Below are 25,991 nucleotides of genomic sequence, written 5' to 3' on the forward strand. Positions count from 1 at the left end.
TGTCAGGACCCGCTCTGGCCCGCTGCGACGTGCAGCACCATCGACCCCCGGGCGCGGCCGTCGCGGAGCCGGTCGATGGCGTCGTCCAGCTGCTCGAACGGGATGCCGGTGACCCGCGGGCGGAGCCGGAGGTTGGCCGCGAGGGCGAGGAACCGCATCCCGTCGGCCCGGGTGTTGGCGGTGACCGTCCGCAGGTCGCGCTCCCGGAAGAGCGCGTCGGCGTAGGACAGCGCCGGGATGTCGGACATCTCGATCCCGGCGAGGACGACCGTGCCGCCGCTGCGCGTGGCCCGCAGCGCGACCGGCACGAGCTCGCCGGCCGGGGCGAACACGATCGCGGCGTCGAGCGGCTCCGGCGGCGCGTCGTCCTCCGCGCCGACGAAGGCGGCGCCGACCTCCCGCGCGAGCTCCCGGTTCTGCTCGCCGCGGGTCAGGGCGAACACGCGGGCTCCGGAGGCGAGCGCGAGCTGGGCGGTGACGTGGCCGCTCGACCCGAAACCGTAGATGCCGAGCGTGCCGCCCGGGACGAGGTTCGCCCGTTCGAGGGCGCGGTAGCCGATGATGCCCGCGCAGAGAAGGGGCGCGGTCGTCTCCGCGTCCGCGTCCGGCGGAAGCGCGTAGACGTAGGCCGCGGGCGCCGTGAGGTACTCGGCGAAGCCGCCGTCCGCATCCCAGCCGGTGTACTCCGACCGCGGGCAGAGGTTCTCTGCACCCGCGCGGCAGAAGGCGCACTCGCCGCAGGTGCGCCGCAGCCAGGCGACCCCGACGCGATCCCCGCGCGCCAGACCGCGCACGTCGGCTCCGGCCGTTTCGACGCGCCCGACGACCTGATGCCCGGGCACGACACGCGGGCGGTGCACCGGGATCTCGTGGTCGACGACGTGGAGGTCGGTGCGGCAGATGCCACACACCTCGACCCGGACGAGCACCTCGTCCGCCGCGGGCTCCGGCACCGGGATGCGGACGGCCTCCAGGCCTCCCGGCTCACCCGTGGTCCGCCACGCTCGCATGGACGTCATAGCCCGCCTCCTCGAGGTCGAGTCAAGCGGTCCGCTGCGGAGCGCTCCGGGCCGAAGGTCCCGCGGGACCAAGGACCCTTCGCCGCGTTCTCCCGCGCGCGACAGTGGGAGCGGAGGTACCCGAATGCAGATCCGCAGATACATCGTCGGCGTCGACGGCTCACTGCCTTCCCGCGCCGCGATCCGCTGGGCCATCGGCCACGCCAGGGAGCACGGCGCCGAGGTCACGCTCGCACACATCGCCGACGACGAGTGGGGCGCCGTCGGCGCCGAGCTCATCGACGAGGTCGACGCCGGCGCCCGCCGGCTGCTCGACGGCGAGGTCGCGTACGCGCGTTCGCTGGAGGGCACGGCCGGGCTGCGCGCTGAGCTGCTGAGCGGCAGCCCGATGACCGTCCTCGCCTCCCTCGGGGATGCGGAGAGCATGCTGGTCGTCGGCACGCACAAGACGGGATTCCACTACGGCCGCGCATTCGGCTCCCGCAGCCTGCAGCTCGCGAATCTCGCTGTCGGCCCGGTCACGATCGTGCCGGATACCGAATCGCGCCTGCGTCGCGGCGTCGTCGTCGGTGTGGACGACAGCGCGGCGGGCAACGCGGCCCTCGACCTGGCGGCCGACCTGGCCTGCGACCACCACTGCGAGCTCATCGCGGTGCGGTCGGCAGGAGCGTCCGCCACCGGCGCCGCCCGCCGGGAGACGGAACCGGAGCAGCTGGCGCAGTACGACGACGATGCCCGGCGCCTGCTCGCGGCGGCCGTCGAGCGCGTCCGCCGCCGCCAGCCGGGGATCACGATCCGCAGCCGGGTGGTGCGACGGCCTCCCGGGACCGCGCTCAACGACATCGCCCGCAGCGCCGAGGTGCTCGTCGTCGGCGACTCCCGGCGCGAGGAGGCCCAGCCGGGAGGTCTGGGCTCCGTCGCCTACGACGTCCTGCTCAACGTGTCGTCGCCGACCATCGTCGTCCACGCTCCGCCCGCGGTTCCGGCGGAGCCGCAACCGGAAGGGGAGGCCCATGTCGTCCGATGATCCCGTCCAGGAGCTGGACAGGGCCGAATGCCGCGAACTGCTCAAGCAGGGCGTGCTCGGCCGGCTCGCCACCACCGTCGGGGGAGAGGTCGACATCTTTCCCGTCAACTACTACTCCGACGGCGACAGCATCCTGATCCGCACCGCACCGGGCACCAAGCTGCTCGAGCTCACCGTGCACAGCGCCGTCGCGTTCGAGACCGACGGCTATACGGACACCGACGCCTGGAGCGTCGTCGCCCACGGCCGCGCGCGCCAGCTTGAGCAGCAGGCCGAGATCGACGAGGCGGATCGCGCGCCCCTGCAGCCGTGGGTGCCCACGCTCAAGTACCGCTACATCCACATCGACGTCACCGCTCTCAGCGGCCGGCGCTTCCGCCGCACGGCGGAGCCCGAGCGCTGGTGACCCCTCCCCGGAAAGGAACGCACATGTCCGATCGGAACGAATCCGCCGCAGAGTCGGAGGACCGCATCCACCCCGGTGGCCGCATCGTCGTCGGCGTCGACGGCTCGGCCTCCTCGCTCTCCGCGCTCCGGCGCGGGGCGCGGATGGCGGAGCGGCTCGGGTGCACGCTGGCCGGGGTGACGGTGTGGGAGTTCCCGCAGTCGTGGCCCGGCTACGTGATGGACGGATGGTCGCCGGAGGCGGATGCGCACACGATCGCGGACGAGGCGGCGGCGGAGGTCTTCGGACCGACGACCCCGGAGTGGTATTCGAAGGTGATCCGCAACGGGTCGCCCGCGCGCCAGCTGATCGCCGAGTCGGAGGATGCCGAGATGCTGATCGTGGGCAGCCGCGGTCTGGGCGGCTTCACCGGCCTGCTCCTCGGATCGGTCTCCCGCTCGTGCGTGGAGCACGCCGACTGCCCGGTCCTGGTGATCCACGGAGCAGAGGGCGCCGCCCGCCACTGAGGGCGCCGAACTATCGGCACGGACACGCAACCCCTCCGGCCGACCCGAACGGCCGGAGGGGTTCCGCGTCCGCGCCGCTCCGCTCAGCGGAGTGCCGGGGTCTGCAGCTCGGTCGCCAGCGTCCGGCCCCAGTCGCGTGCGAGCTCCAGCTGGCCCGGTTCGAGCACGCTGTTCTTGTCGACCAGGAAGCTCTGCTTCTGCACGAATCGCCGCGACCCCAGTTTCTGGAGCCTCTTCTCGATGCTGTGCGCGGCCGACCCGGTGAACAGCTCCGTCATGTCCGCCCGCGTGTCGAAGGCGGCGAACCGGGCGGGGGCGTTCCCGCAGCTGTCCAGCCACTCGCGGACGCCGATCCCCTCGGCGTCCGGTTCGAGCGTGAGGTGACGATCGGGATCGTCGGCCCAGGCGCCGGCCTCCGTGCGGCTGGCCGGCCGGCTCAGGCCGTGGGCGTGCGTCGGTGCGCCGACGACGACCAGATCGACGTCGGGGAAGGCCTCCGGCGCATCCTTCACGGGGAGGACGGTGACCGTCGCCGCAGAGCGCAGCCCGTCGGCGATCGCCTCGGCCACCGCGCGGGTGCTGCCGAACATGGACTCGTAGATGATGGTCGCGCGAGCGACCGGAGGTGTCTGGTTCATCCCGTCAGTGTGACGATGGCGCGCACAGCTGTGCAGGGCCGAAAGTCACGTGACCGGTCGGGACCTTCGGCTCTACGGCGTCCGGCGGAGTGAAGGCATCGTCGGAGGTGTCGTCATCATCCCGGGATCGGCCGGGCGCAGAGGAGAGGTCGCGATGTCCTACACGATCATGGTCGCTGTCGACGGGGAGCCGGATCACCGCGCCGCCCTCGACTGGGCGGCGGCGCGGGCCGCACGCGACGGAGCCCGCCTCGAGCTGGTCCACGTGATCGAGCGCTCCTGGGGCGACAGCGCCGACGAGCCGAGCCACCTGCTCGTCCTCGCGGTGAGATCGCTGCTGGACGCCGAGAAGACGATCGCGCTGCACCATGCGCGCGAGGTGCGGGCACGCGGGCCGGTCCCGGCGGGCTCCACGGGGACCGTGGCGGCACCGGCCGACACCGGCGACGACATCGACGTGGGCACGCGCTACTGCTACGGCCACATCGGCCCGGAGCTCGCGGATGTCTCGCGCGACGCCGACCTGCTCGTGATCGGCACCCCGGCGGAAGCCGACCGGCGCCGTGCTTTCGCCGGCTCGCTCGCCGTGCGCGTCGCTGCCGTGGCGGAGTGCCCGGTCGCGGCCGTCCCGCACGGCTGGGTGGACGGCGGACGCGGCGTGGTGGTCGGCGTGGACGGCGAACTCCAGACGGAGTCTGCGGTGGAGTTCGCGGCGGCCGAGGCCGAGATCCTCGGCGAGCCGCTGACGGTCGCCTGCGCCGGCTACGTCGCGAACCCGCTCCTCGCCGGCCTCGTGCCGGAGATCTCGCTCGGCGACCGCCGCGAGCGCATCGCGGCCGAGGCCGCCGACCGGGCGAAGGAACGGCACCCCGGGGTGACCGTCTTCACCGACGTGCTCGACACGGCGCCGTCCCGCGGCCTCGTCGCCGAGGCCGACGGCGCACGCCTGCTGGTGATCGGCACGCACGACCGGCACGGGATGCAGCGGCTCATGCTGGGCTCGGTCGGCCACGACATCCTGCTCAACGTGCGGACCCCCGTCGTCGTCGTGCGCCGGTCGGGCTCCGGAGCCGAAGGCGCCGGACGCCGGTGAGCCGCCCCGCCACGGCGGTCACTCCGCCGCCGGGCGTGAGCCCGGTGCGCGAAGCCGCAGCAGAGTCCGTCGAGGCGGTGCTCGCCACGGTCGGATCGTCCGCCGCCGGGCTGAGCGGCGCCGAGGCCGCGTCGCGGCTGGAGCGCTTCGGCCCGAACGCCGTGCGCGGCCATCGTGCCCGCCCGTGGCGGGTGCTCGGGCGGCAGGTGCGCAGCCCCATCCTGGTGCTCCTCTTCGCGACCGCTGCGGTCTCCGCCGTGGTCGGCGAGCGGGCCGAAGCGCTCATCATCGGCGTCATCCTGCTGGTCAGCATCGGCCTCGGCTTCGTCAACGAGTTCCGCGCGGAGCGGGCAGCCGACGCGCTGCACGACCGGCTGCGGCACACGGTCGTCGCCGTGCGCGACGGCGTGCGCCGCAGCGTGGACGTCACGGAGCTCGTCCGCGGCGACCTCGTCGCGCTGGCGGTGGGCACCGTCGTCCCGGCCGACCTGCGGCTGATCGAGACGTCCGGGCTGGAATGCGACGAGAGCATCGTCACCGGCGAGGCCGCCTCCGTCGCCAAGTCCGTCGAGCCCGTCGAGCACAGTGCGGGCATCGGGGATCTCGCGTCGTGCGCGTTGATGGGGACCGTCGTCCACGCGGGCACCGGCACCGGCGCCGTCGTGGCGACGGCGGGGGAGACCGAGTTCGGCCGGATCGCGGTCGGCCTCGGCGTCCAGAACCCGCAGACCGAGTTCCAGCGCGGGCTCGGCCGGTTCTCGGTGTTCCTGCTCGTCGTCGCGCTCATCCTCTCGTCGGTGATCTTCGTTGCGGCGCTGCTGCTCGGCCGGCCGGTCATCGAGTCCCTGCTGTTCTCGCTCGCCATCGCCGTCGGGATCACCCCGCAGCTGCTTCCCGCGGTGGTGAGCACCAGCCTCGCGGCGGGGTCGCGCGCTCTCGCCCGCCGGCGGGTGCTGGTGAAGCGGATGGTGTGCATCGAGGACCTCGGCGACCTCGACCTCCTCGTCACCGACAAGACCGGGACGCTGACGACCGGGAGGATCGCCTTCGACCGTGCCGTCCCGGTGGGCGGCGTCCCGGCCGACGAGCTCCTCCTGCTCGCCCTGCTGGCCACCGACGCCGATCCCGTCGCCGTCCGGGCATCCGGCCGGGACGCCGCCGGGCTGACCCCGCTCGACGCGGCTCTGCTCGGGGCGCCCGGGGCTGCGGAGGCGCCGGTCGGCGCCTACCGGCGGCTCGCGGTCCGTCCCTTCGACCACGAGCGCCGCCGGTGCACGGCGCTCGCCGCCGCTGCCGGCTCCGAGCCGATCGTGGTCGTCAAGGGCGCGCCGGAGTCGGTGCTGCCGCTGTGCACCGCCGCCGGGGACGCCGTCGCCGCGGAACTGGCGGAACTGTACGCGACCGGCGCGCGCGTGGTGGCGGTCGCCTCCCGCCCCGCCCCGGGGCTCACCCAGCTCGACGACTCCGCGGAGGAGGGCCTCGCGATCCGCGGCTTCCTCGTGTTCGCCGATGCCGTGCGTCCCGACGCCGCCGCCTCCCTGGCGCGCCTCACCGCGCTGGGTGTCGAGATGAAGATCGCGACGGGCGACAGCGCGACGGTGGCCGAGCGCGTCTGCGATCAGCTCGGCATGGCTCGGCGCGGCACCCTCACCGGCGACGAGGTGGATGCGCTCGACGACCGAGCGCTGATCGACGCGGCGCGCGCGGCCTCCATCTTCGCGCGCGTCTCGCCCGAGCAAAAGGCGAGGATCGTGCGCGCCCTGCGCAGGAAGGGCCGCGCCGTCGGGTTCCTCGGCGACGGGGTCAACGACGCGCTCGCCCTGCACCGCGCGGACGTGGGCATCTCGGTCGACTCGGCGGTGGATGTCGCGAAGGACGCCGCGGACGTCCTCCTGCTGGAGAAGGACCTCGACGTGCTCGCCGACGGGGTGACCGAAGGCCGCCGCATCTTCGCGAACACGATCAAGTACGTGCTGATGGGCACCTCCAGCAACTTCGGCAACATGTTCAGCGCGTCGGTCGCCTCCGTCGTCCTGCCGTTCCTGCCGATGCTGCCCGGCCAGATCCTGCTGAACAACCTGCTCTACGACTCGAGCCAGCTCGCCATCCCGACCGACCACGTGGATGCGGAGCAGCTGCGCGCGCCCGCGCACTGGGACATCCCGGCGATCCGTCGCTTCATGCTGCTGTTCGGCCCGATCAGCTCGCTGTTCGACTTCGCCACCTTCGCGCTGATGCTGTTCGCGCTGAACGCGGCTCCGCCCGAGTTCCGCTCCGGCTGGTTCATCGAGTCGATCGCGACGCAGACGCTGATCGTCTTCGCCGTGCGGACGCGGCGCGTGCCGTTCCTGCGCAGCCGTCCGTCGCGTCCGCTCGTGCTCTCGGTGCTGGCCGTCGTGGCGATCGGGGCGTGGCTGCCTTACTCGCCGCTCGCCGGCGTGCTGGGCTTCACCCCGCTTCCCGCGGTGTTCGTGCTGGCGCTCGCCGCGATGGTGGTCGCCTACCTGGTGCTCGTCGAGGTGGCGAAGATCTGGTACTACGCGCGGCTGTCGCGCCCGCCGGAGCTGCCGCAGCGCGTCCGCGCGTACCCGCACCGGGTCGCGCGGCGGGCGTCGCGGTTCACGGCCCGGTCGCCGCGCTCACGCTGACCGTCTCGCCGAACTCGGGCACGCGGGCCGACCAGCCGAGGGAGCGGCGGATGCGCAGCCGCAGCTGGTCGGCGGCATCCGGCTCGCCGTGGGTCAGGTACACCGCGGCCGGCGCGGTCGGCGCCGTCGACATCCACTCGACGATCTGCTGCGCGTCCGCGTGCGCGGAGAGCATGTCGAGGGTGTGCACGCGCGCCCGGATCGGGATGTCGCGGCCGTGGATGCGCAGCACCCGCTCCCCGCGCCGCAGCGCAGCACCGCGCGTGCCGCCGGCCTGGAAGCCGGTGAGCACGATCGCGTTCCGCGGGTCGCCGCCGTACGCGTCGATGTGGTGCAGGATCCTGCCGCCTTCGAGCATTCCGCTGGCGGAGATGATGATCGCGGGGCCGCCGCGCAGGTTCAGCAGCTTGGAGTCGTCCACCGTGCGCACGAGGGTGGCCAGCCGGTACATCGCGGCGAACTCGTCGCGCGGGATCCGGTGCTCCTCCGGGTGGCGCGCGTAGATCTCGGAGGCGTCGACCGCCATCGGGCTGTTGAGGAAGATCGGCACATCGGGGATGCGGCCGGTGGCGCGCAGGCGGCTCAGGTGCAGCAGCAGGGTCTCTGCGCGGCCGACGGCGAACGCGGGCAGCAGCACGACGCCGCCGCCGCGGCACACGTCCGTGACGATGCGGCCGAGGGCGTCCTCCGCGTCCACCCGCGAGTGGATGCGGTCGCCGTAGGTGGATTCGGAGATGAGCACGTCCGTCTCCTCCAGCGGCGACGGCGGCCGCATCAGCGGGTCGTCCACACGGCCGAGGTCGCCGGTGAAGTGCAGCCGTCCCGCGCCGGTCGTCACCAGCACCTGGGCGGCGCCGAGGATGTGCCCGGCCGGGACGAACCGGAACGTCATCCCGCCGAGGTCGAACGGCTGCGCGAACGCGTGCGCTTCGACGTGCTCCAGCGCGGCGAGGGCGTCCTGCTCGGTGTAGAGCGGGCGGGGCGGTGCGTGCCGGGAGGTGTGGTGACGGTCGGCGAAGGCGGCCTGCTCCTGCAGCAGCCTCCCGCTGTCGAGCAGCACGAGGCGGCTCAGCTCCGCTGTCCCCATCGTCGCGTGGATGCGGCCGCGGAAACCGTCCCGCACGAGGGCCGGGAGGTAGCCCGTGTGATCGAGGTGCGCGTGCGTGACCACGACGGCGTCCACGCTCGCCGGCTCCACGGGGAACGGCCGCCAGTTGCGCTCCCGCAGCTGCTTGTAGCCCTGGAACAGCCCGCAGTCGACGAGGATGCGCGCGCCGTCGTCCTCGATCAGGTACCGGGAGCCGGTGACCGTGTCGGTCGCGCCGAGGAACCGCAGCGATGCGGTCACGGGGTGACCGGCCGGCGCTGCCCGAACAGGCCGAGGCCGAGGAGGACGAGCCCGAGCTCGGCGAGACCCGCGGCGAAGTAGACCGCCTGCAGCGGGCTGAACGGGATGAACATCATCTGCACGAAGATCCAGATCAGCAGACCGAAGGCGGCGACCGCTGCGGCGAACGCACCGGCGTCGGACTGCCGGCCCACCAAGACGGAGGCGAGCAGGTGCGTCCCTCCGACGATGACCGCGAGGATGACCCCGGGCGCGACATAGGAGGTGAACGGGCTGCCGCCGAGGTAGGCGCGGTCGGGCACGACGCCCGCTCCGGTCGTCGTCGTCGCTCCTCCGATGATGAGCGCGAGGCCTCCGGCGACCGCGCTCAGGCCGACGGCGGCCGTCAGGACGGTCAGGACGATGCGGGTCCAGCGTTTCATGTCTCCTCCGAACTCTCGCTCCCAGGATGGCGAGGACGCTGCCGGTCGTTCAGGGTCCAAAGGCCCACGACCGGGCCGCGGGACCTTCGGCCCGGCGGCCGCCGCCGGGCGCGCAGCACACTGTCGGCATACCGAAAGGAGCCGCCCATGCGCGCAGCCGTCGTGAGCCAGTACCGCGAACCGCTCACCCTCGAAGACCGTCCGATTCCGACCCCCGGCCCGGGTCAGGTGCTGGTCCGCCTGGAGGCGTGCGGACTGTGTCACACCGACATCCACGCCATCGACGGCGACTGGCCGGTCCAGCCCGGCCTCCCGTTCGTCCCCGGGCACGAGGGCGTCGGGATCGTGGAGCGCCTCGGCGACGGCGTCACGACGCGCGAGGTCGGGCAGCGCGTCGCGCTCCCGTGGCTGGGGTACGCGTGCGGCGAGTGCCGCTACTGCATCGACGGACGCGAGAACCTGTGCGAGGCGCAGCACAACACCGGGTACTCCGTCGACGGCGGGTACGCCGAGTACGCCATCGCCGAGGCGCGGTTCGCCGTCCCGGTCCCCGACGGGGTGTCCCCGCTGGATGCCGCCCCGCTGACCTGCGCCGGCGTCACCACGTACGCCGCGGTGAAGGCCGCACGCGTGGTGCCGGGCGAGCGCGTCGCCGTCTTCGGCATCGGCGGTCTCGGCCACCTCGCGGTGCAGTACGCGCGGCTGGTCGGAGCGCAGGTGGTTGCCGTGGACGTCACAGAGGAGAAGCTCGAGCTGGCGGTCGAGCTGGGCGCGGACCACGCCGTCAACGCGGCCGAGGTCGACCCGGTGCAGGCCATCCGGCACTTGGGCGGCGTGGATGTCGCCATCGTGCTCGCCGTCGCGCCGACTGTGTTCGACCAGGCCTTCCAGTCGCTCAATCGCGGCGGCCGGCTCGTGCTCGTCTCGCTCCCGGCCGACGGCACCCTCACCATCCCGGTGTTCGACACCGTGCTCAAGGGCATCTCGGTGATCGGCTCCATCGTCGGGACGCGGCAGGACCTCGTCGAGGTGTTCGCGCTGCACGCGGCGGGACGCACCCGCGTCGTCGCCGCCCGTCGTGACATCGCCGACGTGAACGAGGCGGTCGAAGAGGTGCTCGCCGGGCAGGTGCCCGCGCGGCTTGTCTTCGTCTACGACTCCGGGCTCCCGGTCGAATCGCCTGCCGACGCGGGCGCAGCAGCACGGGAGTGACCGCTCCCGAGCGCCCGCGCGTCGGGGGACGGCTGGTGAGGGCGGCCCTCCGCTACCGCGTGATCACGCTGACGCTGCTGGTGGGCGTCGTCGCGCTCGTGCTGTTCTTCGCCGGGGCGGTGACCGCCGCGCAGTGGACCGCCGGTCTGTACGCGATCGCGGTGGCCGTCGGCTACACCGTCCGGATGCTGCGGACGCTCGCTACCGGCGGGCTCGGCGTCGACCTGCTCGCGGTCGTCGCGATCGTGGCGACCGTGGCGGTGGGGGAGGTGGCGGCGTCGCTCGTCGTCGTCCTCATGCTGAGCGGCGGGGAGGCGCTCGAGGACTACGCCAACCGCCGGGCCAGGCACGAGCTGGATGCGCTGCTGCGGCGCGAGCCGCGGTCGGCGCACCGCTTCGCGGGCGACCGGCTGGAGGACGTGCCGATCGGCGATGTCCGCATCGGCGACATCCTGCTCGTCCGGCCGGCCGAAGTGGTGCCGGTGGACGGAGTCCTGCTGGATGCCGCCGCGTTCGATCTGTCGTCGCTCACCGGCGAGAGCCTTCCCGTCGACCGGTCGCCCGGCGACGAGGTCCTCAGCGGCAGCGTCAACGGCTCGGAGGCCGTGCGGCTGCGCGCGACGGCCGTCGCCGCCGACAGCCAATACCAGCAGATCGTCGCCCTCGTTGCGCAGGCGGCGAGCAGCAGGCCGCGGGTGGTCCGGCTGGCCGACCGGTTCGCCGTGCCGTTCACCGTGTTCTCCCTCCTGCTGGGCGCCGTCGCCTGGGCGGTGAGCGGCGATCCCGTGCGGTTCGCGGAGGTCCTCGTCCTGGCGACGCCGTGCCCGCTACTGATCGCGGCGCCGGTGGCGTTCATCGGCGGCATGAGCCGGGCGGCGCACACCGGCATCCTGGTGCGCACCGGGTCGGTGTTCGAGGTGCTCGCGCGTGCCCGCACCGTCGTCTTCGACAAGACCGGGACGCTGACGACCGGCCGCCCCGTGCTCCGCGAGGTGCGGCCGGCACCCGGAGTCGACGCGACCGAGCTGCTCTCGCTGACGGCGAGCGCCGAGCAGTACTCTTCGCATGTCCTCGCCGCCTCGGTGGTCCAGGCGGCCGAGAAGCGGTCCGTCGCGCTCCGCGAGGTGGCCTCCGCCGAGGAGCACGCCACCAACGGCGTGCTCGCCCAGGTGGACGGACGCCGCGTGGCGGTCGGGAAGCTCGCCTTCGCGCGGGAGTTCGCACCGGACACCCCGCGCGCCGAGATCGGCCCGGGGGAGCTGGCCGTGTACGTCACCGTCGACGACGCCTACGCCGGGGTCATCATCGAAGCCGATCCGCCGCGGCCCAACGCCGAGGCGACTCTCCGCGGTCTGCGCGACCTCGGCGTGACGGACGTCGAGCTCCTCACCGGCGATGCGGAGGAGACGGCCGCGCACACCGCTGCCGCGCTCGGCATCACCCGGTACCTCTCCGAATGCCTCCCCGCCGACAAAGTGCGCAGGGTGGCCGAGATCGCCGACCGTCCCGTGGTCATGGTGGGGGACGGCGTCAACGACGCCCCCGTGCTCGCCCGCGCCGACGTCGGCGTCGCGATGGGTGCGAAGGGCGCGACGGCGGCGAGCGAATCGGCGGATGTCGTGCTCCTCGTGGACGACATCGCCGGCGTGGTCGACGCGGTCGCGATCTCCCGCCGCACCGTCCGCATCGCACTGCAGAGCATCTGGCTCGGCATCGCCGCCTCCGTCGTCCTGATGCTGATCGCCGCCTTCGGCGTCATCCCGGCCATCGTCGGAGCGCTCCTCCAGGAGGCCGTCGACCTCGCGACGATCCTCGCCGCCCTGCGCGCCGCGCGGGCGCCCCGGGCGGCCAGGGCTCCCGTCGTCGGCGGCGGTGCTCCGGCGCAGGTGTGATCCGGGAGGCGAACGGCTAGCATCCACTCATGGCGGACAACGCCCTCGGCGATTACCTGCGTGCTCGGCGCGAATCGGTGCGGCCGGAGGACGTCGGCCTGCCCGAGGACGGCCGCCGGCGCCTTGTCTCCGGGCTCCGCCGGGAGGAGGTCGCGGCGCTCGCCGGGATCAGCTCGGAGTACTACCTGCGCCTGGAGCAGGGTCGCGAACGTCACCCGTCGACCCAGGTGGTCACCGCCATCGCCCGTGCGCTGCTGCTCGCCCCCGCCTCCGAGGAGTTCCTCCACCGGCTGGTGCGGCCGCTGCCCGATCGCGGATACGAAGCGGAGCAGACGCCGGAGGGCGCGGACCGCCTGGCCGCATTCATCGCCGCACTGTCGACTCCCGCCATCGTGCACGACCGGATCCTCGACGTGATCGGCGCCAATCCCCTGGCGGGAGCGCTGTCGCCGTCGTTCCGTCCCGGCGTGAACCTCGTCGAGGCGGCGTTCCTCGACCCGCGCCTGCGCGCCCTCTACGTCAACTGGGAGGAGATGACCGTGCGGCTCGTCTCCTACCTGCGGGCGCAGGCGGCGACGCCCCCGCTGGATCCGCGCCTGCCCGACCTCGTCGCCGGCCTGATGGAGGGGAGCAGCCGGTTCGCCGAGCTCTGGGGGAGGCACGACGTGGGGGCTGCGGCGAGCGGAGTGAACCTGCTGTCGCATCCAGTGGTCGGCCCCATCGAGCTCGCCTTCGAACGTCTGTGCTTCGCGGGGAGCGACCACCCCGTCATCGTCGTCTACCACGCCGAGCGCGGCAGCGCCTCCGAGGAGGCGCTCGCCCGGCTGGAGGTCGTCGTGTCCGGCGTCGCGGGCTAGAAGCCTTTCTCCTTCATCCACGCGAGCGCAGCGTCGGCGACATCGCGCCACCCGGAGTCCATGGTGAGGGAATGGCCGCGTCCCTCGAACTCCTGGAAGTCCGTGACCGCGGGACCGCCTGCGTAGAGCTTCGCCACCGCTGCGGTCACCGACCGCGGAACGGTGTGGTCCTCCGTCCCGGTGATCAAGAGCAGCGGTCCCCGGTCGGCGACATGGGTGTCGACGGTGGCGGGCGACCCCTTCACGAAGTTCGCCGTCGCATCCTCGAACAGCGGGCGACCCGGCCCGGGGATCGTCCACGCGTCATGAAGGGCGTCCGATTCGGCTTCGGGGATCGCGTTCCCGAACGCGTAGCGGAACTGCTTGGCGGTGAGGGCGACCGTGCGCTTCCTGTTCGCCGGGTTGCCCAGCACCGGAAAGGCCGAACGCAATTGCGAGAACGGCAGGATGTTGACGCCCTTGATCGGCGCGGGATCGATCGCGACCGCGGCGACGCCGTATCCGTTGGCCAGCAGCTCCTGCGCGATGAGTCCGCCGAAAGAGTGCCCGACCAGGACGGGCTTCGCCGGCATCGCATCGATGAGGCCGGCATAGTGTCGGCAGATCGCCTCGATCCCGACGTCGTCGAGGCCGGACGGGTCGGCCCTGGTCTCCTCGACGGTCGCGAGATCGCCCGGCCAGCCGGGGGCGACCGTCTCGTATCCGGCCTCGGTGAACAGGTCCTGCCAGGGCTGCCAGGCGGACGAGTGGATCCAGAGGCCGTGGATGAACATCACGGGCTGAGCGGGCATGGCGGCTCCTTCGATTCGTCGTTCGGGGTCGGCGGGGTCAGAGCGTCTTCACGAGCCCGCCGTCGATCAGGAAGTCGGCGCCGGTGGTGTTGCCGGCGCGGTCGCTCGAGAGCAGCAGGACGAGGTCCGCCACCTCGGACGGCTCGGTGAAGCGTCCGGTGCTGAAGCCGCCCTGCGCGGCGACCACGTCGCGTTTCGCGGTCTCGAAGTCGGTGCCCTGCGCTGCGGCGACCGTCGCGGCGACCCCGTGCTCGCCCAGCCACAGGGGCGTCGACACCGGCCCGGGGCTGATGGTGTTGAAGCGGATGCCGTCCGGCCCGTACTCCTTCGACAGCGCCTTCGAGAGGTTCCAGACGGCGGCCTTCGCTGCGGAGTAGTCGACGATGAAGGGATCCGGCAGGAAGGCGTTGACCGATCCGATGGTCACGACATTGCCGCCGCCGCGCGCCTGCATCCCCGGGATCACCGCGCGGATCGCGCGCACGGCGGCGAAGAAGCTGAGCTGGAAGGTCCGCATCCACTCGTCGTCGCCGACCGCCAGGAAGCCCTCCGTCCGCGGCGTCAGCGCACCGACGTTGTTGACCAGGATGTCCGCGCCGCCCTGGGCTTCTGCGCGCCTCACCAGCTCGGCGGGCCCGTCGGGGGTGGACAGGTCGACGACGACCGCGTCGACGCGGCCGGTGTCGACGAGCGCCGCCAGCTCGGGGGAGACCGTGCGCGACCCGGTGACCACCCTCGCCCCCTCGTCGAGGAACGCCCGCGTGATCGCCAGGCCGATACCCGAGCTCGCGCCCGTGACGACGGCGAGTCTGTCGGTCAGATGCAGGTCCATGGGCGTGACGCTACGGGGAGAGCGCGCGGCGGCGCATGGTCGCCGTTCTCCTGGTAGTCCGGCACCCAGTCCTGCAGGCGTGCCTCCGGGGTCAGCGCGGCGCCCGCACCGTTCCGGCGGACGCGCGCCCGGCGAGTCTGCCGAGCGCGAGGGCCGCCGCCGCGACGGTCAGGAGCGCGCCGACCAGGATCGCCGGCCCCTCGCCGGGGAGGAGGGTCGCCGTCTGCACGCCGAGGGCCACCGCGGCGACCGGCACGCCGAGCTGCCCGGCGGAGGCCACCGCCTGCGTCAACGGCAGGCCGACCGCTCGGGAGGCGCTGTGCGCGATCACCGCGCCCGCGCCGAGCGCCAGCCCGAGCAGCACCATGGCGGGGTGCCCGCCCAGCCCGCGGATGTCGAGGGATGCGCCCAGCCAGACGAAGAACAGCGGTCCGAAGAAGCCCTCCGTCATCCCGAACAGCTGCCGGGCCAGGCGGTGCGGCTCGCCGACGGCGGCGAGGACGAGCCCCAGCGCGAAGCCGGCCAGCATGATCGACAGCTGCGCCAGCTGGGCGATGGCCGCGAACACGAACAGCACGAGCAGGCTCAGGCGCAGCTCCAGCGCGAACCTGCGGCGCTCCGAGTAGGCGTGCGCCCGCCGCCGCAGGCCGGACCGCCCCAGCCAGGTGAGCACGGCAACCAGCGCGACGGAGGCGACGGCGATGACGAGCGCGCCGATCGCGGCGCTGCCCGCGTGCGCCGGGGCGACGGCGAAGGGGAGGGCGATCACGCAGACGACGTCGGCGACCGCGATCTGCGTGACCAGCTGGCCCAGATTCCCCATGGCGAGGCCGAGCGAGGTGAGCATCGGCAGCACGACGGCCGCAGAGGACGACGCCAGGACGATCCCGTAGACCGCGGCGTGCCCGGTGCCGAACGCGCCGGCGAGGGCGACCCCGAGCACCGCGGAGGCTGCTCCGGCGACCGCGGCGCCCGCAACGCCGAGCGCTCCGGTGCGCGACCGGAGCCGCGGGTCCCGCACGGGGATCTGCGAGCCGACGACGACCATCGTGAGGCCGAATCCGATGTTGGCGAGCAGCTGCAGGTCCGGGGCGCGCGGGTCGATCAGCCGCAGCCCGGTGTCGCCGATGAGGATTCCGCCCGCCAGCTCGCCGACCACCACGGGGACGTGCCACACGTTCCGCGCGGAGAGCAGCGGCCCGAGCAGCCCGACCGCGACGATGAGCGCCAGCGACGCGGGAGTCATGGCGTCGATGCTAGCAACGGCGTGCGGGCCGCGTCCCCGCGGTCATCCCGCGGCGTCGCCCCTCAGCGACGTTCGAGCGACGATACGTCCGCGGCCGGCAGCGCGTCGTACACCTCGCTCCACTCCGCCTCGTAGCGGACGGGGTCGACCAGACCGGACCGGCGTCGCGCTTCGAGCTCCAGGAGACGCGTGGCCGCGGCGCGGAGGAGGGGGACATCGCCGAACTCGCGGACCTCGCCGGCGACGAGCTCGGAGGCCACCGCGATCCGGCGGCATCGTGCGCGCAGGTCGCGGGTGAGCCGCGCGGTGACGACGAGGCCGGCGAGGTACATCGTCGCTGCCGCCGCCACGCTCACCACGGGCCCCTGGTCGCCGAGGAAGACGAGGACGACGAGGCACAGCGCCGCTCCGCCGGACGGCCAGCTGCGGCCGAGATGGAGCAGGCGACGCTGACCGGGCGTGGTCCCGGGCGGGTACACCGTGAGCCGCACCTGCTGCCAGATGCCCCGCGTCGCGGGGGAGACGTCGAGGGTCCCCCACAGGGCACGGCCTTCGAGCAGGCGCCGAACCGTCTCCTTCATCGGTCCTCCGTTCTGCGTCGCGATCACCGTCCGCACACCGCCGACGTCCAGGGGGCGGCGTCCTGGTGCTCCGGGCGATGCCGGCGACGGGGGTCGACCTCCCGCAGCAGGGCGGCGCCGCGGCAGGGGAGGACGAGCAGGTCTCCGACACGGAGATCGGAGACCACCGCCTCGACCGGGCGGGGTCCGGCGGCCTCCCCCGCCGAGTGGATGCGTGCGCGCGCGTCGCCCGCGGTCGAGACGCGTCCGATCATCCGGAGTTCGCCGATCTCGATGTCGGCGCCGGCGAGGCGCGCATCGATCCAGACGTCGAGCACTCCGTCGGACGCCGTGTTGATCTGGATGACCCGGGTGACGACGACCGAGGCGATGTCGGTGAGGGACGGCATCCCTCCGGTCCCAGGGATCACGGCCGCCGCGGTGTGGACGCAGGGCGTGCCGCACCATCCGGCCAGGCAGGTGAGGGAGACGCCGGCGACGGTGACGTCGTCGACGGATGCGGTGGTGAACTCCGGCCAGAGGTCGCGGCCGAAAGGGTCGGGCACGGAGGCGCGGAGGGTGGGGAGGATGTGGGTCAGGGTCATGAGGCACCTGCACTGCGGAAGATGATCACAAGCGACGGTTCTACGCCGCCCGAGCGCGTCGCGGGGCGCTCCTAACGGAACCTCAACGCCCCGGCCCGGGAAACTAACGCTTCGCGAATGCGCGCCGCGGCTCGCCCGGGGGAAAGCCGTTAGGACTTCGGCCGAGCCCGTATGGATCGCGTTAGGACCCGGATTCGCGCGCTCCCCCTGCCGTTGTATGGGTGATTGGTTCCGGCAGAGCGCCGGGACCCGACGCCTCGTCGTCAGGACGAGGTGCCGATACCCGGATGGAGACATTCCCGTGTTGGACCTGATTTGCGTCGTGGGGATCATCGCGCTCGGCGCGATCGTCGCCCTGGTCGGCAGAGGGGTGGAGAAGCTGTGATCTTCTTCAACCTGCTGGCGGCGGCGTTGGCCGTCGCTTCGATCGCGTACCTGGTGTACGCCCTCCTGAAGCCGGAGAAGTTCTAGAGATGACGTTCTGGCTCTTCGTGGCGATGCTCGCCACGCTCGTCCTCCTGCTCGGGCTGTCCTACCGTCCCCTGGGCGACTACATGGCCGCGACCTTCACCTCGCGGAAGGATCTGCGCGTCGAGCGCGGCTTCTACCGGATCATCGGGGTCGACTCCCGGGTGGAGCAGAACTGGCCGGTGTATCTGCGCAGCGTCCTGGCGTTCTCCGTCCTCGGTGTCCTGCTGCTCTACGTCCTCCAGCGCGCGCAGGCGGTGCTGCCGTACTCTCTCGGCCTTCCGCCCGTTCCCGAGGGACTGTCCTTCAACACGGCGATCTCGTTCGTGACCAACACGAACTGGCAGTCGTACTCGCCCGAGGTGACCCTCGGCTACACGGTGCAGATCGCGGGTCTCGCGGTGCAGAACTTCCTGTCGGCGGCCGTCGGCATCGCCGTCGCCATCGCGCTGGTGCGCGGGTTCGCCGCGCACCGCTCCGGCACGATCGGCAACTTCTGGGTCGACCTGACCCGCGCCACGTTCCGCATCCTGCTGCCGCTGTCGCTCGTGTTCGCGATCATCCTGATCGTCGGCGGAGCGATCCAGAACTTCAACGGGTTCACCACCGTGAGCACCATCACGGGCGGCACGGCGACCATCCCCGGCGGCCCCGTCGCGTCGCAGGAGGCCATCAAGCTCCTCGGCAACAACGGCGGCGGGTTCTTCAACGTGAACTCCGCGCATCCGTTCGAGAACCCGACGGCGTGGACGAACCTCATCGAGATCTACCTGATGCTGCTGATCCCGTTCTCGCTGCCGCGCACGTTCGGCCGGATGGTCGGCGACAACCGCCAGGGGTACGCGATCCTCGGCGCGATGGCGACGATCTTCGTCGTCTCGCTGGTGGCGCTGACCCTCTTCGAGCTGCAGGGCGGCGGCACGGCCACTCAGGCCGCCGGCGGTGCGCTCGAAGGCAAGGAGCAGCGGTTCGGGATCCTCGGCTCCACACTGTTCGGGACGACAAGCACCCTCACCTCGACCGGCGCCGTCGACTCGATGCACGACAGCTACACGCCGCTGGGCGGCATGATGACGATGCTCAACATGATGACCGGTGAGGTCGCGCCCGGTGGTATCGGAGCCGGTCTGTACGGCATCCTGGTCGTCGCGATCGTCTCGGTGTTCCTGGCCGGGCTGATGGTCGGCCGGACCCCCGAGTACCTGGGCAAGAAGATCGGCGCACGGGAGATCAAGCTCGCCGGCCTCTACATCCTGATGACACCGACACTGGTGCTCGTCGGGACGGGGCTCAGCTTCGCGATCCCGGCGATCAGGGACAACATCGAAAAGGTCTCGATCTGGAACCCCGGCCAGCACGGCTTCTCCGAGGTCCTGTACGCCTTCACGTCCGCAGCGAACAACAACGGTTCCGCGTTCGCCGGTCTGACCGCGAACACGCCGTGGCTCAACGCGGCCCTGGGGACCGCGATGTTCCTCGGCCGGTTCCTTCCGATCGTGTTCGTGCTCGCGCTGGCCGGCTCGCTCGCGGCGCAGGACAAGGTCCCCGCGACGTCGGGAACCCTGCCGACGCACCGCCCGCTGTTCGTCTCCCTCGTCGTCGGCGTCGTGATCATCGTCGCCGCGCTCACCTACTTCCCCGTTCTCGCGCTGGGTCCCCTGGCGGAAGGGCTTCACTGACCATGTCCACTCTCACCGACACCGCGGAACCCCGCGGACAGCAGCACCACGATCAGGGCGACAAGGCCCCGAAGGGCGCCTTCAACGCCCGCCAGCTCATCGCCGGCCTCCCCGGCGCGTTCCGCAAGCTCGACCCGCGGGACATGTGGCACAACCCGGTCATGTTCATCGTCGAGGTCGGCGCGGCGCTCACGACCGTTCTGGCGATCGCCGAGCCGTTCCTCGGTCCGCAGAAGTCCGGCGGAACGGTCACGACCGTGGCCTTCACCTGGGCGATCGCCATCTGGCTGTGGCTGACCGTGCTCTTCGCCACCCTCGCCGAGTCGGTGGCCGAAGGCCGCGGGAAGGCGCAGGCGGCGAGCCTGCGCAAGACGCGCACGACGACGGTCGCCAACCGGGTGACCGGCTACGACGGCAGGAACGATGCGGCCGCGACCCACGCGACGGTCACCCAGGTCGCCTCGGCCGACCTCACACTGGGCGATGTCGTCATCGTCTCCGCCGGGGAGCTCATCCCGGGGGACGGCGACATCATCTGGGGCATCGCCTCGGTGGACGAATCGGCCATCACGGGCGAGTCCGCCCCGGTGGTCCGCGAATCCGGCGGCGACCGCAGCGCCGTCACCGGCGGCACCCGGGTGCTCTCCGACCGCATCGTGGTCGCGATCACCAGCAAGCCCGGTGAGACCTTCGTCGACCGGATGATCAAACTGGTGGAGGGCGCCGCCCGGCAGAAGACCCCCAACGAGATCGCCCTGAACATCCTGCTCGCGGCCCTGACGATCATCTTCGTGGTGGTCGTGCTCGTCCTCGGCCCGACGGCCGGCTTCGCGAACGCGGCTCCGAGCGTCACCGTGCTCGTCGCGCTGCTGGTGTGCCTGATCCCGACCACGATCGGCGCGCTGCTCTCTGCGATCGGCATCGCCGGCATGGACCGGCTGGTGCAGCACAACGTGCTCGCCATGTCCGGACGTGCCGTCGAGGCCGCAGGAGACGTGACGACGCTGCTTCTCGACAAGACCGGGACCATCACCTACGGCAACCGCCAGGCCGCGGAGTTCACCGCACTGGAGGGCGTCGACTCCGCCGCGCTGGTCGAGGCCGCTGCTCTCGCCTCGCTGAGCGACCCGACCCCCGAGGGCTCCTCGGTGGTCGCGCTCGCCGCGCAGCTCGGCTACACGCACGATGGCGAGCTCGCCGGGGAGGTCGTGCCGTTCACGGCCCAGACCCGGATGAGCGGCGTCGACTTCGCCGACGGATCGCAGATCCGCAAGGGCGCCGCGTCCATGGTGGTCGCCTGGGCGGAGGAGTCGGCCCGCGTGCCGTCGTCCGTCCTCAGCGACCTCGACGAGAAGGTCCTGCGCATCTCCGAGGTCGGCGGCACCCCGCTGGCCGTCGCCAGGAAGTCGGCCTCGGGCGAGGCGACGATCCTCGGCGTCATCTACCTGAAGGACATCGTGAAGACCGGCCTGACCGAGCGGTTCGCCGACATGCGCCGGATGGGCATCCGGACGGTCATGATCACCGGCGACAACCCCGTCACCGCGAAGGCGATCGCCGCGGAGGCCGGGGTCGACGACTTCCTCGCCGAGGCGACGCCGGAGGACAAGCTCGCGCTGATCCGCAAGGAGCAGGAGGGCGGCAACCTCGTCGCGATGACCGGCGATGGAACCAATGACGCCCCGGCGCTCGCCCAGGCCGACGTCGGGGTGGCCATGAACACGGGGACCTCGGCGGCGAAGGAGGCCGGCAACATGGTCGACCTCGACTCCGACCCGACGAAACTGATCGACATCGTCCGCATCGGCAAGCAGCTGCTGATCACCCGCGGCGCTCTGACCACCTTCTCGATCGCCAACGATGTGGCGAAGTACTTCGCGATCATCCCCGCGATGTTCGTCGGCGTCTTCCCCGGGTTGCAGGCGATCAACATCATGCAGCTGCACTCGCCGTCCTCGGCGATCCTGTCTGCGGTGATCTTCAACGCGATCATCATCGTCATCCTGATCCCGCTCGCGCTGCGCGGTGTCCGCTACCGGGCGACCTCGGCGTCGATGCTGCTGCGCAGCAACCTGCTGATCTACGGACTCGGCGGCATCATCGCGCCCTTCATCGGAATCAAGCTGATCGACCTGCTCGTCAGCCTGATCCCCGGACTCTGAGAAACCAGGAACGGAACTCATCATGAACGCTTCGGCACGGGGAACCGGTCGCCAGTACTGGGTGGGCCTGCGGGCCCTCCTCATCCTCACCGTCGTGCTGGGGATCGCCTACCCGCTCGTCGTCACCGGGATCGGCCAGCTCGCCTTCCCGAACCAGTCCAACGGCTCCGCGGTCACGTCGCAGGGCAAGGTCGTCGGGTCGGCCCTCATCGGCCAGTCCTTCACCGACAAGAAGGGCAAATCCCTGCCGCAGTGGTTCCAGTCCCGGCCGTCCGCGGCCGGCGACGGCTACGACGGCGGCGCCTCCAGCGGCAGCAATCTGGGGCCGAACAACCCCGACCTGCTGAAGGCGGTGGAGGAGCGCAAGCAGGCCATCGAGAAGACCGACGGCGTGGACGCGGGCCGCATCCCCGCAGACGCGCTCACGGCCTCCGGATCGGGACTCGACCCGCACATCTCGCCCGCCTACGCCTACCTGCAGGTGGACGCCGTGGCCAGGGCCAGGGGGATCAGCGCCGACACGGTCCGCTCACTGGTGGACGCCCACGTCCAGCAGCGCGATCTCGGCTACCTCGGAGAGCCGACGGTCAACGTCCTGCAGCTGAACATCGCGCTCGCCGCGATGGACCCCGCCGGAAACAAGTAGGAACACGGCCGGATGGCGGTTCGAGGCCGGCTCCGGGTGCTGCTCGGTGCAGCACCCGGGGTCGGCAAGACCTACCTGATGCTCGAAGAGGGGCATCGACTGCACGACCTCGGCAAGGACGTCGTCATCGCCGTCGTCGAGACGCACGAACGCGAGGCCACCGCAGCACTCGTCGACGGCCTCGAACTGATACCGCGCAGAGCGGTCGAGCATCGCGGCATCACGCTCACGGAGATGGACCTCGCCGCCGTGATCGACCGCAAGCCGGCGATCGCCCTGGTCGACGAGCTCGCGCACACCAACGCGCCGGGCTCGGCGAACGCGAAGCGCTGGCAGGACGTCGAGGCGATCCTGGCGGCCGGGATCGACGTGATCTCCACCGTGAACGTCCAGCACATCGAGTCGCTCAACGATGTGGTCGAACAGATCACCGGGGTGCCGCAGCGCGAGACCATCCCGGACGCCATCGTCCGCAGCGCGGATCAGATCGAGGTCGTCGACCTCACCCCGCAGTCGCTGCGCGACCGCCTCGCCGACGGCCAGGTGTATCCCGCCGCCCGCATCGACGCCGCCCTGTCCAACTACTTCCGGCTCGGCAACCTCACGGCGCTGCGCGAACTGACACTGGTCTGGCTGGCCGATGAGGTCGACCAGTCGCTCCAGCGGTACCGTGCCGAGCACGGCATCCAGGAGAAGTGGGAGGCGCGGGAGCGCGTCGTCGTCGCCCTCACCGGCGGTCCGGAGGGCGAGACCCTCCTCCGCCGCGGCGCCCGGGTGGCCGCACGATCGGGGAGCGGCGAACTCCTCGCCGTGCACGTGGCCAGCCAGGACGGACTCCGCGAGACCGACCCAGCCGCACTCGCCGCACAGCGGAAGCTGGTCGAACAGCTCGGCGGAAGCTACCACCAGGTCGTCGGCACGGACATCCCGGAGGCCCTGGTCGCCTTCGCCAAGGCGAGCAATGCGACGCAGCTGGTCATCGGGGTGTCGCGCCGCAACCGTCTCACCGCGTTCCTCACCGGCTCCGGCGTCGGCGCCACCGTGATCCGCGAGTCCGGCGACATCGATGTCCACATCGTCTCGCACGCAGCCGCGGGCGGTCGCAACCTCCCCCGGTTCCGCCGCACCGGCGCCCTGAGCGTTCGACGGCGGCTCTACGGACTCGCTCTCGCCCTGATCGCCGGTCCGGCGCTGACGCTGGCGCTCACCCGCATCCGCAGCGACGACTCGCTGACCGCCGAAGCCCTCAGCTACCAGCTCCTCGTGGTGGTCGTCGCTCTGGTCGGCGGCATCTGGCCGGCGCTGTTCGCCGCGGTGCTGTCCGGTCTGACCCTCGACTTCGTGTTCGTCAGCCCCTACAACACCCTCACCATCGGCCGGCCCACCCACCTGATCGCGCTCGCCCTCTACATCGTCATCGCCGTCCTAGTGAGCGTGGTCGTCGACCAGTCCGCCAGACGGACGCGCAGCGCCGCCCGGGCGGCCGCGGAATCCGAGCTTCTCGTGACCATCGCGGGAAGCGTCATCCGCGGAGGGGACGCCGTTCAGTCGCTGGTGTCGCGCACGCGGGAGGCGTTCGGACTCCGTGCTGTGCGGTTCACGGCCGACGACGGCGCCGTGCAGTCCGCCGACGGCGACATCCCGGCGGACACCCTCCCGACCTCCGTTCCGGTGGGGGAGCGCGGAACGCTGGAGCTGTTCGGCGACGACCTCCAGGCGGCGGACCGGCGGCTGCTCTCGGTCATCGTCACGCAGCTGGAGGCGGCCCTCGAGCACGCGGACCTCAGCACGGCGGCGCGCGAGGTGGGACCGCTGGAGGCGACCGACCGCGTCCGCACCGCCCTGCTCGCGGCCGTCGGCCATGACCTGCGCCGCCCGCTGGCCGCCGCGACCGCCGCGGTGACGGGCCTCCGCTCCGCCGGCAGCCGCCTCTCGGCCCGCGACGAGACGGAACTGCTCGACACGGCGGAGGACAGCCTCCGCGACCTCGGCGACCTCCTCACGAATCTCCTCGATGTCAGCCGCGTCCAGGCGGGTGTGCTCGGAGTCTCGTTGCAGGCCGTGGACCTGGAGGACCTGCTGCCACCGGTCCTCGACGAGCTCGCGGTGAAGCCGGGCGAGGTCACCATCGACGTCCCCGATTCGCTCCCGCCCGTCACCGCCGACCCCGTGCTCCTGCGCAGGGCGATCGTCAACCTGCTCAGCAACTCGCTGCGCTACTCGCCGGAGGGACGTCCGCCCCGCCTGAGCGCCAGCACCTTCGCCGGCTGGATCGAGCTGCGCGTCTCCGACCACGGCCCCGGGGTGCCGGACGACCGCAAGGAGGAGATCTTCCACCCGTTCCAGCGGATGGGGGACACCGACAACACCGCGGGCATCGGCCTCGGCCTGGCGCTGACCAAGGGCTTCGTCGAGGGCATGGGCGGAACGCTCGCGGCGGAGGACACCCCGGCCGGCGGCCTCACGATGGTGGTCTCTCTCCCGGTCGAGGACGGCGAGCCCCGGGATCCCGCCGATCCTTCCGCCGCCTCCGCCCCGGAGAAGCACGCGTGACGTGAGGATCGTCGGAACCATCGGGTTCCGAGTGACTTTCGACCCGGTTCACGCCTTCCCTCGGTGTGCAGTGTGGGTGCATGCAACACGAATCGTCATTCGCGGGCACGGGCGAAGCACCAGCCCGACGGACAACAGTGAGTCAGCCACGCACACGGTCCGTGGTGGCGCAGTCACTGGGGGTGGGCGGCACGGTCCTCACGGGTGCACCGCTCGCAATCCCGATCCTGTTCATGGTTGCAACTCTGTTCGCGGGAGGTCCGCTCCGGTTCGACGTCCTCATGCCGGGCGAGCTCGTCGCTTTCGTCGTCGCCGGAGCGGCAGCCCTGGTCGTTGCGGCGGTCCTGGCGCGCAGTCTCCGGTGGGCCACCGGCACCGGCCTGGCGGCGATCGTCGCCTTCTTCGTCCTGACCGGAGTCAGCGCAGACCTCACGGGTCTCGCCTCCGGTGACACGCCAGCGGAGGGCTGGCCCCGTGCGCTCGTCGTGGGCGCGTACACCCTGTACGTGCTTGCCGTGATCGCCGACACGGTCGTGGGCGTCCTGCTGTGCCGCCGTCTCTTCGCCCCAGGCAGCGGCCGGGCGTGAGGGAACACTCGATCAGAAGGAGCGGAGCAATGTCCCATCCCGTCATACACTTCGAGTTCGGCGCGCCGGACGGCGGAGCGCTGGCGGGCTTCTACGGCCGCCTGTTCGGCTGGGAGGTCCGGCCTTCCGGCCCGGAGTACTGACTGCTCTCGCCCGGTGGCGGCGCACTCGCCGGGGGCGTCTTGCAGACCAGCGGCGGGATCCCGTTTTGCGTGCCCGGAGTCGGGACGTTCGCGATGTTCCGTGACCCGGCCGGGAACATGGTCGGGATGATGGTTCAGGACGAAGCCGCACCCATGTCCGAGAGCGCCCAGCCCTGACAGGGGTCATCGGCGGACGGAAAAGAAAAACCCCCGGATTCCGCTGGGAATCCGGGGGTTTTTCTCGGTGGCTCCGACCGGCGTCGATCCGGTGACCTTTCGATTTTCAGTCGAACGCTCTACCAACTGAGCTACAGAGCCAGGGGATGCGTGAGCATCCACTTAGACGGAAGCCCTTCCGGTGGGAAGGGCTTGTCGCCGTGGCGACCCTGACGGGACTTGAACCCGCGACCTCCGCCGTGACAGGGCGGCACGCTAACCAACTGCGCTACAGGGCCTTACTGTGGTGCTTTTTCAATTGTGTGGTGCTTCTGAGTTTTTACTGCTCATCCATACTAGTGGACACCGTTCGGCGTGACCCCAACGGGATTCGAACCCGTGCTACCGCCGTGAAAGGGCGGCGTCCTAGGCCGCTAAACGATGGGGCCGGATTGTCCCGAATTGCTTGCGCTTTCCGATGACCACCGACGCATA

General features: G+C 71.7%; 24 protein-coding genes and 3 tRNA genes. 15 read left to right on the forward strand and 12 right to left on the reverse strand.

The window, feature by feature from the left end:
* Positions 1–2 precede the first annotated feature (2 nt).
* Complete coding sequence (locus BLW09_RS02855; protein ID WP_231947027.1) at positions 3–1,019, reverse strand: zinc-dependent alcohol dehydrogenase family protein; 1,017 nt, start codon at positions 1,017–1,019, stop codon at positions 3–5.
* Between the two features lie 124 nt (positions 1,020–1,143).
* Here BLW09_RS02855 and BLW09_RS02860 point away from each other — a divergent pair, with 124 nt between their 5' ends.
* Genes BLW09_RS02860 through BLW09_RS02870 form a run of 3 tightly spaced genes read left to right on the forward strand, consistent with a single transcriptional unit; the run spans position 1,144 to position 2,958 of the window.
* Positions 1,144–2,046: a universal stress protein gene (locus tag BLW09_RS02860; RefSeq protein WP_089908227.1), complete on the forward strand. Its 903-nt coding sequence runs from the start codon at positions 1,144–1,146 to the stop codon at positions 2,044–2,046.
* Entirely contained in the window at positions 2,033–2,452 is a 420-nt protein-coding gene (locus BLW09_RS02865) for a pyridoxamine 5'-phosphate oxidase family protein (protein WP_089908230.1), read from the forward strand. The genes BLW09_RS02860 and BLW09_RS02865 overlap by 14 nt, the downstream gene beginning before the upstream one ends.
* Positions 2,453–2,475: 23 nt before the next feature.
* On the forward strand, positions 2,476–2,958 hold the full coding sequence (locus tag BLW09_RS02870) for a universal stress protein (RefSeq protein WP_089908231.1): 483 nt from the start codon (positions 2,476–2,478) through the stop codon (positions 2,956–2,958).
* 83 nt (positions 2,959–3,041) lie between these two features.
* On the opposite strand, the gene BLW09_RS02875 is transcribed toward BLW09_RS02870, so the two are convergent.
* Positions 3,042–3,596, reverse strand: coding sequence for a flavodoxin family protein (locus BLW09_RS02875; protein ID WP_089908234.1), 555 nt, complete (start codon positions 3,594–3,596; stop codon positions 3,042–3,044).
* Positions 3,597–3,750: 154 nt separating this feature from the next.
* On the opposite strand from BLW09_RS02875, the gene BLW09_RS02880 reads away from it, so the two are divergent.
* Positions 3,751–4,689 (forward strand): universal stress protein, encoded by a 939-nt coding sequence (locus tag BLW09_RS02880; protein ID WP_089916562.1) that lies wholly within the window; start codon positions 3,751–3,753, stop codon positions 4,687–4,689.
* Entirely contained in the window at positions 4,686–7,337 is a 2,652-nt protein-coding gene (gene mgtA, locus BLW09_RS02885) for a magnesium-translocating P-type ATPase (protein WP_089908235.1), read from the forward strand. Before BLW09_RS02880 ends, mgtA begins: the two co-directional genes overlap by 4 nt.
* Here mgtA and BLW09_RS02890 read toward each other — a convergent pair.
* Positions 7,309–8,685 carry an MBL fold metallo-hydrolase RNA specificity domain-containing protein gene (locus BLW09_RS02890; protein WP_089908236.1) on the reverse strand — a complete coding sequence of 459 codons (1,377 nt, stop codon included), beginning with the start codon at positions 8,683–8,685 and terminating at the stop codon, positions 7,309–7,311. The genes mgtA and BLW09_RS02890 overlap by 29 nt on opposite strands.
* A complete protein-coding gene (locus BLW09_RS02895; RefSeq protein ID WP_089908239.1) occupies positions 8,682–9,107 on the reverse strand; it encodes a hypothetical protein in 426 nt (141 codons plus the stop codon). The genes BLW09_RS02890 and BLW09_RS02895 overlap by 4 nt, the downstream gene beginning before the upstream one ends.
* A 147-nt stretch (positions 9,108–9,254) precedes the next feature.
* Here BLW09_RS02895 and BLW09_RS02900 point away from each other — a divergent pair, with 147 nt between their 5' ends.
* From BLW09_RS02900 to BLW09_RS02910, 3 genes are read left to right on the forward strand one after another with little or no spacing between them, the layout of a single operon-like run.
* A complete protein-coding gene (locus BLW09_RS02900; protein WP_089908240.1) occupies positions 9,255–10,319 on the forward strand; it encodes an alcohol dehydrogenase catalytic domain-containing protein in 1,065 nt (354 codons plus the stop codon).
* Complete coding sequence (locus BLW09_RS02905; RefSeq protein WP_231947028.1) at positions 10,316–12,211, forward strand: heavy metal translocating P-type ATPase; 1,896 nt, start codon at positions 10,316–10,318, stop codon at positions 12,209–12,211. The genes BLW09_RS02900 and BLW09_RS02905 overlap by 4 nt, the downstream gene beginning before the upstream one ends.
* 29 nt (positions 12,212–12,240) lie before the next feature.
* Entirely contained in the window at positions 12,241–13,068 is an 828-nt protein-coding gene (locus tag BLW09_RS02910) for a helix-turn-helix domain-containing protein (protein WP_089908243.1), read from the forward strand.
* On the opposite strand, the gene BLW09_RS02915 is transcribed toward BLW09_RS02910, so the two are convergent.
* The 5 genes from BLW09_RS02915 to BLW09_RS02935 form a co-directional block, all read right to left on the reverse strand.
* Positions 13,065–13,859 carry an alpha/beta hydrolase gene (locus tag BLW09_RS02915; RefSeq protein WP_231947029.1) on the reverse strand — a complete coding sequence of 265 codons (795 nt, stop codon included), beginning with the start codon at positions 13,857–13,859 and terminating at the stop codon, positions 13,065–13,067. The genes BLW09_RS02910 and BLW09_RS02915 overlap by 4 nt on opposite strands.
* A gap of 37 nt (positions 13,860–13,896) precedes the next feature.
* On the reverse strand, positions 13,897–14,691 hold the full coding sequence (locus BLW09_RS02920; RefSeq protein ID WP_089908246.1) for an oxidoreductase: 795 nt from the start codon (positions 14,689–14,691) through the stop codon (positions 13,897–13,899).
* A 91-nt stretch (positions 14,692–14,782) separates the two neighbouring features.
* The gene (locus BLW09_RS02925; RefSeq protein ID WP_089908249.1) at positions 14,783–15,937 is read right to left on the reverse strand and encodes a cation:proton antiporter; all 1,155 of its coding nucleotides are present in this window, start codon (positions 15,935–15,937) and stop codon (positions 14,783–14,785) included.
* A gap of 62 nt (positions 15,938–15,999) precedes the next feature.
* On the reverse strand, positions 16,000–16,518 hold the full coding sequence (locus BLW09_RS02930; protein ID WP_089916569.1) for a DUF6611 family protein: 519 nt from the start codon (positions 16,516–16,518) through the stop codon (positions 16,000–16,002).
* Positions 16,519–16,541: 23 nt separating this feature from the next.
* A complete protein-coding gene (locus BLW09_RS02935) occupies positions 16,542–17,102 on the reverse strand; it encodes a hypothetical protein (protein WP_089908252.1) in 561 nt (186 codons plus the stop codon).
* Between the two features lie 381 nt (positions 17,103–17,483).
* Here BLW09_RS02935 and kdpF point away from each other — a divergent pair, with 381 nt between their 5' ends.
* The 7 genes from kdpF (at position 17,484) to BLW09_RS19325 (ending at position 25,340) form a co-directional block, all read left to right on the forward strand.
* On the forward strand, positions 17,484–17,573 hold the full coding sequence (gene kdpF, locus BLW09_RS02940) for a K(+)-transporting ATPase subunit F (RefSeq protein ID WP_081815236.1): 90 nt from the start codon (positions 17,484–17,486) through the stop codon (positions 17,571–17,573).
* 2 nt (positions 17,574–17,575) lie between these two features.
* Positions 17,576–19,249 (forward strand): potassium-transporting ATPase subunit KdpA, encoded by a 1,674-nt coding sequence (kdpA, locus tag BLW09_RS02945; RefSeq protein ID WP_089908253.1) that lies wholly within the window; start codon positions 17,576–17,578, stop codon positions 19,247–19,249.
* 2 nt (positions 19,250–19,251) lie between these two features.
* A complete protein-coding gene (gene kdpB, locus BLW09_RS02950) occupies positions 19,252–21,411 on the forward strand; it encodes a potassium-transporting ATPase subunit KdpB (RefSeq protein WP_089908256.1) in 2,160 nt (719 codons plus the stop codon).
* A gap of 22 nt (positions 21,412–21,433) precedes the next feature.
* Positions 21,434–22,057 carry a K(+)-transporting ATPase subunit C gene (kdpC, locus tag BLW09_RS02955; RefSeq protein ID WP_089908259.1) on the forward strand — a complete coding sequence of 208 codons (624 nt, stop codon included), beginning with the start codon at positions 21,434–21,436 and terminating at the stop codon, positions 22,055–22,057.
* 12 nt (positions 22,058–22,069) lie between these two features.
* The gene (locus tag BLW09_RS02960; protein ID WP_089908262.1) at positions 22,070–24,610 is read left to right on the forward strand and encodes an ATP-binding protein; all 2,541 of its coding nucleotides are present in this window, start codon (positions 22,070–22,072) and stop codon (positions 24,608–24,610) included.
* Between the two features lie 233 nt (positions 24,611–24,843).
* Positions 24,844–25,197, forward strand: coding sequence for a hypothetical protein (locus tag BLW09_RS02965; RefSeq protein ID WP_157696893.1), 354 nt, complete (start codon positions 24,844–24,846; stop codon positions 25,195–25,197).
* A 29-nt stretch (positions 25,198–25,226) separates the two neighbouring features.
* The gene (locus tag BLW09_RS19325) at positions 25,227–25,340 is read left to right on the forward strand and encodes a VOC family protein (RefSeq protein ID WP_442911283.1); all 114 of its coding nucleotides are present in this window, start codon (positions 25,227–25,229) and stop codon (positions 25,338–25,340) included.
* Positions 25,341–25,585: 245 nt separating this feature from the next.
* On the opposite strand, the gene BLW09_RS02970 is transcribed toward BLW09_RS19325, so the two are convergent.
* The 3 genes from BLW09_RS02970 to BLW09_RS02980 all read right to left on the reverse strand — a co-directional run bounded on the left by BLW09_RS02970 (position 25,586) and on the right by BLW09_RS02980 (position 25,945).
* Positions 25,586–25,658: transfer RNA gene (locus BLW09_RS02970), tRNA-Phe, on the reverse strand.
* 60 nt (positions 25,659–25,718) lie between these two features.
* A tRNA-Asp gene (locus BLW09_RS02975) sits at positions 25,719–25,795 on the reverse strand.
* Between the two features lie 77 nt (positions 25,796–25,872).
* Positions 25,873–25,945 (reverse strand) — tRNA-Glu (locus BLW09_RS02980).
* Between the last annotated feature and the right edge of the window lie 46 nt (positions 25,946–25,991).

The organism is Leifsonia sp. 21MFCrub1.1 (assembly GCF_900107895.1).
Classification (GTDB): Bacteria; Actinomycetota; Actinomycetes; order Actinomycetales; family Microbacteriaceae; genus Leifsonia; species Leifsonia soli.

Excerpts from the sequence above, each read along its gene's own strand:
- BLW09_RS02880 (WP_089916562.1), top strand. The coding sequence starts at position 3,751 with ATGTCCTACACGATCATGGTCGCTGTCGACGGGGAGCCGGATCACCGC.
- BLW09_RS02930 (WP_089916569.1), bottom strand. The coding sequence starts at position 16,518 with ATGAAGGAGACGGTTCGGCGCCTGCTCGAAGGCCGTGCCCTGTGGGGG.
- BLW09_RS02860 (WP_089908227.1), top strand. The coding sequence starts at position 1,144 with ATGCAGATCCGCAGATACATCGTCGGCGTCGACGGCTCACTGCCTTCC.
- BLW09_RS02875 (WP_089908234.1), bottom strand. The coding sequence starts at position 3,596 with ATGAACCAGACACCTCCGGTCGCTCGCGCGACCATCATCTACGAGTCC.
- BLW09_RS02910 (WP_089908243.1), top strand. The coding sequence starts at position 12,241 with ATGGCGGACAACGCCCTCGGCGATTACCTGCGTGCTCGGCGCGAATCG.
- BLW09_RS02895 (WP_089908239.1), bottom strand. The coding sequence starts at position 9,107 with ATGAAACGCTGGACCCGCATCGTCCTGACCGTCCTGACGGCCGCCGTC.
- kdpA (WP_089908253.1), top strand. The coding sequence starts at position 17,576 with ATGACGTTCTGGCTCTTCGTGGCGATGCTCGCCACGCTCGTCCTCCTG.
- BLW09_RS02920 (WP_089908246.1), bottom strand. The coding sequence starts at position 14,691 with ATGGACCTGCATCTGACCGACAGACTCGCCGTCGTCACGGGCGCGAGC.
- BLW09_RS19325 (WP_442911283.1), top strand. The coding sequence starts at position 25,227 with ATGTCCCATCCCGTCATACACTTCGAGTTCGGCGCGCCGGACGGCGGA.
- BLW09_RS02965 (WP_157696893.1), top strand. The coding sequence starts at position 24,844 with ATGGTTGCAACTCTGTTCGCGGGAGGTCCGCTCCGGTTCGACGTCCTC.
- BLW09_RS02915 (WP_231947029.1), bottom strand. The coding sequence starts at position 13,859 with ATGCCCGCTCAGCCCGTGATGTTCATCCACGGCCTCTGGATCCACTCG.
- BLW09_RS02935 (WP_089908252.1), bottom strand. The coding sequence starts at position 17,102 with ATGACCCTGACCCACATCCTCCCCACCCTCCGCGCCTCCGTGCCCGAC.
- BLW09_RS02855 (WP_231947027.1), bottom strand. The coding sequence starts at position 1,019 with ATGACGTCCATGCGAGCGTGGCGGACCACGGGTGAGCCGGGAGGCCTG.
- kdpB (WP_089908256.1), top strand. The coding sequence starts at position 19,252 with ATGTCCACTCTCACCGACACCGCGGAACCCCGCGGACAGCAGCACCAC.
- kdpC (WP_089908259.1), top strand. The coding sequence starts at position 21,434 with ATGAACGCTTCGGCACGGGGAACCGGTCGCCAGTACTGGGTGGGCCTG.
- BLW09_RS02900 (WP_089908240.1), top strand. The coding sequence starts at position 9,255 with ATGCGCGCAGCCGTCGTGAGCCAGTACCGCGAACCGCTCACCCTCGAA.
- BLW09_RS02925 (WP_089908249.1), bottom strand. The coding sequence starts at position 15,937 with ATGACTCCCGCGTCGCTGGCGCTCATCGTCGCGGTCGGGCTGCTCGGG.
- BLW09_RS02870 (WP_089908231.1), top strand. The coding sequence starts at position 2,476 with ATGTCCGATCGGAACGAATCCGCCGCAGAGTCGGAGGACCGCATCCAC.
- BLW09_RS02960 (WP_089908262.1), top strand. The coding sequence starts at position 22,070 with ATGGCGGTTCGAGGCCGGCTCCGGGTGCTGCTCGGTGCAGCACCCGGG.
- BLW09_RS02865 (WP_089908230.1), top strand. The coding sequence starts at position 2,033 with ATGTCGTCCGATGATCCCGTCCAGGAGCTGGACAGGGCCGAATGCCGC.